Here is a 6132-nt window from a genome sequence, read left to right as displayed (position 1 = left end):
AATATCAATATGATGCACGGCGACAGCAGGGTGATGGTGGTGGTGTGTTTGGAGACAGCCAGTTTACCAGCACCCTGTCTGTCAACTTCCACTTCCCCAAGATCCCGCGAAGAACCATAAAAAAACCCGGCTGATGCCGGGTTTATACTGTGTGCTCCGCTATCAGCAGCGTGAAGGAGCGGTTTCTGTGCCAGATCTTGCGTTTCATGTCGGCCAGCTTGAGCTTGCGTCTCGGGCTCCAGGCACATTTGGTTTTTCGGGCCAACATGGCTCTTCTGCGTGCTCGCATCCTGTTCTCCTCCCTGGTCTTGCGTGGGGCCGAAAGGGCCCTTGGCAGGAACTGCAACGCAATGAATACATTGCAATAAGTTCGCTCCAGCGCCCCTCGTATACCCAAGGATGGTAACAGAGAACAGGGCAGGAAAACACACCCCCCGGCGAGGCTAGGGGGTGATGATCTGTTTGACCACTTCGGCGATGATGGCCGGACGCTGTGCCGGCACGTCCGGCTCGCTGCTGTCGTCCTCGTCCAGCTCCTCGCGACGATGGGCCTTCTGCTGTTCGTTGTCGAGCCAGAGCAGGCTCTGGTAGTACTGGCGCACGTTGTTGACATAGTTGCGCGCCTCGCCGCCACGGGCATAGCCATAGCGTACCTTGCGATGCCAGCGTGACTGCTGCAGCAGCGGCAACACCTCTTTCACGTCGCTCCAGGCGTCCGGGTTCTTGCCCAGCTCCTTGGTCAGGCGGCGGGCATCCATCATGTGGCCGTAGCCGATGTTGTAGGCGGTGAGGGCAAACCACACTTTCTCGTCCGCCGGGACCGAGTCGGGCACCTTCGCCATCATCTCCTGCAGGTAGCGGGCGCCCCCCTTGATGCTCTCTTCCGGGTGGGTGCGATCGTTTACCCCCATCGCCTTGGCGGTCGGACCGGTGAGCATCATCATGCCGCGCACCCCGGTGTAGGAGCGTGCCTGGGGATCCCAGTGGGATTCCTGATAGCTGATGGCGGCCAGCAGCCGCCAGTCGATATCCTTGGCGTGGGTCTGGAACAGCGCCTGGTACTTGGGCAGCAGGCTCTTGGCCCGTTGCAGGAAGGTACGGGTGTCGACGAAGTCGAAGTTCTGCACGTGGCCGAAGTACTTTTCGTCGAGCTTGGCGATGGCGCCATCCATGAAGCGCTGACCGAAGAAGTCGATGATGCTGGCGTAGAGGCTGTCGTCGGGCAGCTTGGTCATGGCCCAGGCCACGGTCTGCTTGCTGGCGAGGGTCAAGCCTTCGGTGAGTTCAGGGTAGTAGCGCTGGGTACGGGCCAGTATGGTGTCCTGCACCACCGTGTAGTCCACCTTGCCGTCGGCCACCTGTTTGAGCAGCTCCTCCACGTCCGCATCCCGATTGGTGCTCCACTTCAGGTTGGGGTACTGCTTGGCCAGCTCCTTCATCAGGTCCTCGCCGGTGGAGCCCGCCGGCACCACTATGCTGCCCTTGATGTCACCGAGGTTCTTGGGCCTGGAGGAGCCGTTGCGATAGACCAGCTTGGGGGAGACCTGGTAGAAGCCAGGGCCGAAGCGGAACAGCTTGCGCCGCTCCGGGGTCACGACGATGGCGGCGGCGGCGAGATCCAGCTTGCCCTTTTGCAGTTGCTCGACCAGCTCGGCGGTGCTGTAGGCCGGTACTATGGTCAGCTTGACCCCCAGCCAGTCGGCGTAAAGCTGCGCCAGCTCGTAGTCGAACCCCAGTGCGGTGTCGTCACGCTGGTAATAGGAAGTGGGGCCGTAGAGGGTGCCAACCCGGATCTCGCCTCGCTGGCGGATCTGCTCCAGTTGGCTGGAGGGGTGGTAGAAGTCGCAACCGGCCAGGGCCAGCGTCAACATCATCCCGATGAACAGTCGAAAAATGCAGCGCAAGTAGGTGAGTACCCTTGTTGAAAAAATCGGCATTTGTCAAAAAAGAGGCACCTTTATACCAGAGAGTATGAAGGGAGTCACACCGCGCGAGATGAGAAAAACGTTTGTTCAGGATGGGCCTGATCCCTATAATACGCGCGTCTCAAATCCCCCCACACTCTAAAACTTGGTGAGAAAGGTATATGGAAATCTTGCGTGGTGCCCCAGCACTGTCTGAGTTTCGTGTCCACAAGCTGCTGCAGAGCTGCGCACAGAGAGGAGTAGAGATAGCAAGCATCTATGCGGAATACGTGCATTTTGCCGAGCTGACGAGCCCGCTGTCGCCCCCCGAGCGAGCGACCTTGGGCCAGCTTCTGCGCTACGGCCCGACCATCCCGGAACACACCCCCAGCGGTCAGCTGTTCCTCGTTACCCCCCGCCCCGGCACTATCTCCCCCTGGTCTTCCAAAGCAACCGACATCGCCCACAACTGCGGCCTGAAACAGGTCAAGCGGCTTGAGCGCGGCATTGCCTATTACGTGCAGGCCAAGGGTGAGCTGAGCGTGGCCCAGCGCAGCGAGATCGCGGCCCTGCTGCACGATCGCATGATGGAAGTGGTCTTTGCCGAGATGAACGAGGCCGCCGCCCTGTTTGCTCACCACGAGCCGCGCCCCTTTACCCAGGTAGATGTGCTGGGTGGTGGTCGCGCCGCCCTGGCAGAGGCCAACGTGACCCTGGGTCTGGCCCTGGCCGATGACGAAATAGATTACCTGGTGACCAACTTCACCCGGCTGGGTCGCAATCCCAACGACATCGAGCTCTACATGTTTGCCCAGGCGAACTCCGAGCACTGCCGCCACAAGATCTTCAACGCCGACTGGACCATCGACGGCGAACAGCAGCCCAAGTCGCTGTTCAAGATGATCAAGAACACCTTCGAGCAGACGCCGGATCATGTCCTGTCTGCCTACAAAGACAACGCCGCGGTGATGGAAGGCAGCCAGGGTGGCCGCTTCTTCCCGAGCCCCGCCAACGGTGAGTACCAGTATCACCAGGAGCGCGTCGACATCCTGATGAAGGTGGAGACCCACAACCACCCGACCGCCATCTCTCCCTTCCCGGGTGCCGCCACCGGCTCCGGCGGCGAAATCCGCGACGAGGGTGCGACAGGCCGTGGCGCCAAACCCAAGGCGGGCCTGGTAGGCTTCTCCGTCTCCAACCTGCGCATCCCCGGTTTCGAGCAGCCCTGGGAGCAGGACTTCGGCAAGCCGAGCCGCATCGTCAGCGCCTTTGACATCATGCAGGAAGGCCCCCTTGGCGGCGCCGCCTTCAACAACGAATTCGGTCGCCCTGCCATCCTGGGTTACTTCCGTACCTTCGAAGAGCAGGTGCCGAGCCACAACGGCGTCGAGGTGCGCGGCTACCACAAGCCCATCATGCTGGCGGGCGGTATCGGCAACATCCGCAGCGAGCACGTCCAGAAAGGGGAGATCCCGGTGGGGGCGGCCCTCATCGTGCTGGGTGGTCCGGCCATGAACATCGGCCTGGGTGGCGGCGCAGCCTCCTCCATGGCGTCCGGTCAGTCTGCCGAAGATCTCGACTTCGCCTCCGTGCAGCGTGACAACCCCGAGATGGAGCGTCGTTGCCAGGAAGTGATCGACCGCTGCTGGCAACTGGGGGACGACAACCCCATCGTCTTCATCCACGACGTGGGCGCTGGTGGTCTCTCCAACGCCATGCCGGAGCTGGTGAGCGACGGGGATCGCGGTGGTCGCTTCGACCTGCGTGCCATCCCGAACGACGAGCCGGGCATGAGCCCGCTGGAAGTCTGGTGCAACGAATCCCAGGAGCGCTATGTGCTGGCCGTGGCCCAGGACAAGCTGCCTCTGTTCAAGGCCCTGTGCGAGCGCGAACGCGCCCCCTATGCCGTCATCGGCACCGCCACCGAAGAGAAGCATCTCACTCTCTCTGATGATCACTTTGACAACCAGCCCATCGATCTGCCGCTGGACGTGCTGCTTGGCAAGGCGCCCAAGATGCACCGCGACGTGCAGAGCCTGCCCGCCCAAGGCAAGGCGCTGCAACTGGACGGCATCACCCTCAGCGACGCCGCCGAGCGCGTGCTGCGCCTGCCGACTGTGGCGGAGAAGTCCTTCCTCATCACCATCGGCGATCGCACCGTAACGGGCCTCGTCAACCGCGACCAGATGGTCGGCCCCTGGCAGATCCCGGTGGCTGACTGCGCCGTCACCGCCGCGACCTACGACAGCTACCACGGTGAAGCCATGTCCATGGGCGAGCGCACCCCGGTGGCGCTGCTCTCTCATGCCGCCTCCGCCCGCATGGCGGTGGCCGAGGCCCTGACCAACCTGGCTCCGGCCAATATCGGCTCCCTCAAGCGGGTCAAGCTCTCCGCCAACTGGATGTCCGCAGCCGGCCACCCGGGGGAAGATGCGGGTCTCTACGAAGCCGTGAAAGCGGTGGGCGAAGAGCTCTGCCCGGCCCTTGGCATAACCATCCCGGTGGGCAAGGACTCCATGTCCATGAAGACCCGCTGGCAGCAGGACGGGGAAGAGCGCAGCGTCACCTCGCCGCTCTCCCTGCTCATCTCGGCGTTTGCCCGGGTCGAGGACGTGCGCAATACCGTGACCCCGCAACTGCGCACCGATCTCGGTGAGACCGACCTTATCCTCATCGACCTTGGCAACGGCAAGCAGCGCCTCGGCGCCTCGGCCCTGGCCCAGGTTTACCGCCAGCTTGGGCAAAGTGCCCCAGATCTGGACAACCCGGTCCAGCTCAAGGGCTTCTTCAACGCCATCCAGGCGCTGGTGGCGGATCGCAAGCTGATTGCCTACCACGACCGCTCCGACGGCGGCCTCTTCGTCACCCTGACCGAGATGGCGTTTGCCGGTCACTGCGGCCTCGACATCCAGCTCGATCGCGTGGGTGGCGACCTGCTGCCGGCCCTGTTCAACGAGGAGCTGGGTGCCGTCATCCAGGTTCGTCGCGAAGACAAGGAAGCGGTGCTGACCCTGCTGGCCGGTCACGGTCTGGCAGCCTGCTCCCATGTGCTGGGCACGGTGCGCGAAGACGACCTCATCCTGTTCCAGCGTGCCGGCAGCGAAGTGTATCGCGCCAGCCGCACCGCCCTTCGCACCATCTGGGGCGAGACCAGCTGGCAGATGCAGCGCCTGCGCGACAACCCGGAGTGCGCCGATCAGGAGCATGCCGCCCGCCAGGACGCCACCGATCCGGGTTTGCAGGCCAGGCTCACCTACAACCCGTCCGACGACGTGGCCGCGCCCTATATCGCTCGCGGGGTTTCTCCCCGTCTGGCGGTGCTGCGCGAGCAGGGGGTCAACTCCCACGTGGAGATGGCGGCCGCCTTTGACCGCGCCGGCTTTACCGCTGTCGACGTGCACATGAGCGACATCCTCGAGGGGCGCATCAAGCTGGAAGATTTCCAGACCCTGGTGGCCTGTGGCGGCTTCTCCTACGGCGACGTGCTGGGGGCGGGGGAAGGCTGGGCCAAGTCCATCCTGTTCAACGACAACGCCCGTGAGCAGTTCCAGCGCTTCTTCGAGCGCGGCGATACCCTCTCCCTGGGGGTGTGCAACGGTTGCCAGATGATGTCCAACCTGCGCGACCTCATCCCGGGGGCCGATCTCTGGCCGCGCTTCGTGCGCAACCGCTCCGAGCGCTTCGAGGCGCGCTTCAGCCTGGTGGAAGTGCAGGACTCCCCGTCCGCCTTCTTCGCCGGGATGGCTGGCTCCGTGATGCCGATTGCCGTCTCCCACGGGGAAGGGCGCGTGGAAGTGCGCGATGCTGCTCACCTGGCTGCGCTGCAACAGAGCGGTCTGGTGGGGCTGCGTTTCGTGGACAACCGCGGCAACGTCACCGTGCAATACCCGGCCAACCCCAACGGCTCCCCTGACGGTATCACCGCGGTGACCAGTGCGGACGGCCGCGCCACCATCATGATGCCGCACCCGGAGCGGGTATTCCGCACCGTGGCCAACTCCTGGCACCCGGACAACTGGGGAGAGGATGGCGCCTGGATGCGCATGTTCCGCAATGCTCGGGTTCGCCTGGGTTAAGCGCCAGCAAGAAACTAAAAACCGGCCCCAGTGGCCTAATGCCGATCAGTTAAGGATCCATTGACCGATCCTCAGGCTGTGTAAGAATCCGAAACTCCTTGTTGGGTTTCGGATTTTTTTATGCGTATCGACCAAGCTCTCGACTTCATTCA

The 6132-nt window shown here is 63.1% G+C and carries 2 protein-coding genes; one reads left to right on the top strand and one right to left on the bottom strand.

Going from position 1 to position 6132, the window contains the following annotated elements; genetic code table 11:
* Positions 1-443: 443 nt before the first annotated feature.
* Positions 444-1937 (bottom strand): membrane-bound lytic murein transglycosylase MltF, encoded by a 1494-nt coding sequence (gene mltF / locus ACNPAA_RS20505; RefSeq protein WP_113070127.1) that lies wholly within the window; start codon positions 1935-1937, stop codon positions 444-446.
* A 149-nt stretch (positions 1938-2086) separates the two neighbouring features.
* Between mltF and purL the strand changes: the two genes are divergently transcribed.
* Positions 2087-5980, top strand: a complete 3894-nt coding sequence (purL, locus tag ACNPAA_RS20500) for a phosphoribosylformylglycinamidine synthase (RefSeq protein ID WP_210600103.1) — start codon at positions 2087-2089, stop codon at positions 5978-5980.
* The last annotated feature ends 152 nt before the right edge of the window (positions 5981-6132 follow it).

Origin of the sequence: Aeromonas sp. PS2Canimalfood6, assembly GCF_048276795.1 — a bacterium.
GTDB lineage: Bacteria > Pseudomonadota > Gammaproteobacteria > Enterobacterales > Aeromonadaceae > Aeromonas > Aeromonas caviae.
The sequence above is the reverse complement of the archived record's forward strand: the minus strand, read 5'-3'. Positions and strand labels throughout refer to the sequence as shown.

Bases quoted from the DNA above. Each gene is read 5' to 3' on its own strand.
- mltF (WP_113070127.1), bottom strand. From the start codon at position 1,937: ATGCCGATTTTTTCAACAAGGGTACTCACCTACTTGCGCTGCATTTTT.
- purL (WP_210600103.1), top strand. From the start codon at position 2,087: ATGGAAATCTTGCGTGGTGCCCCAGCACTGTCTGAGTTTCGTGTCCAC.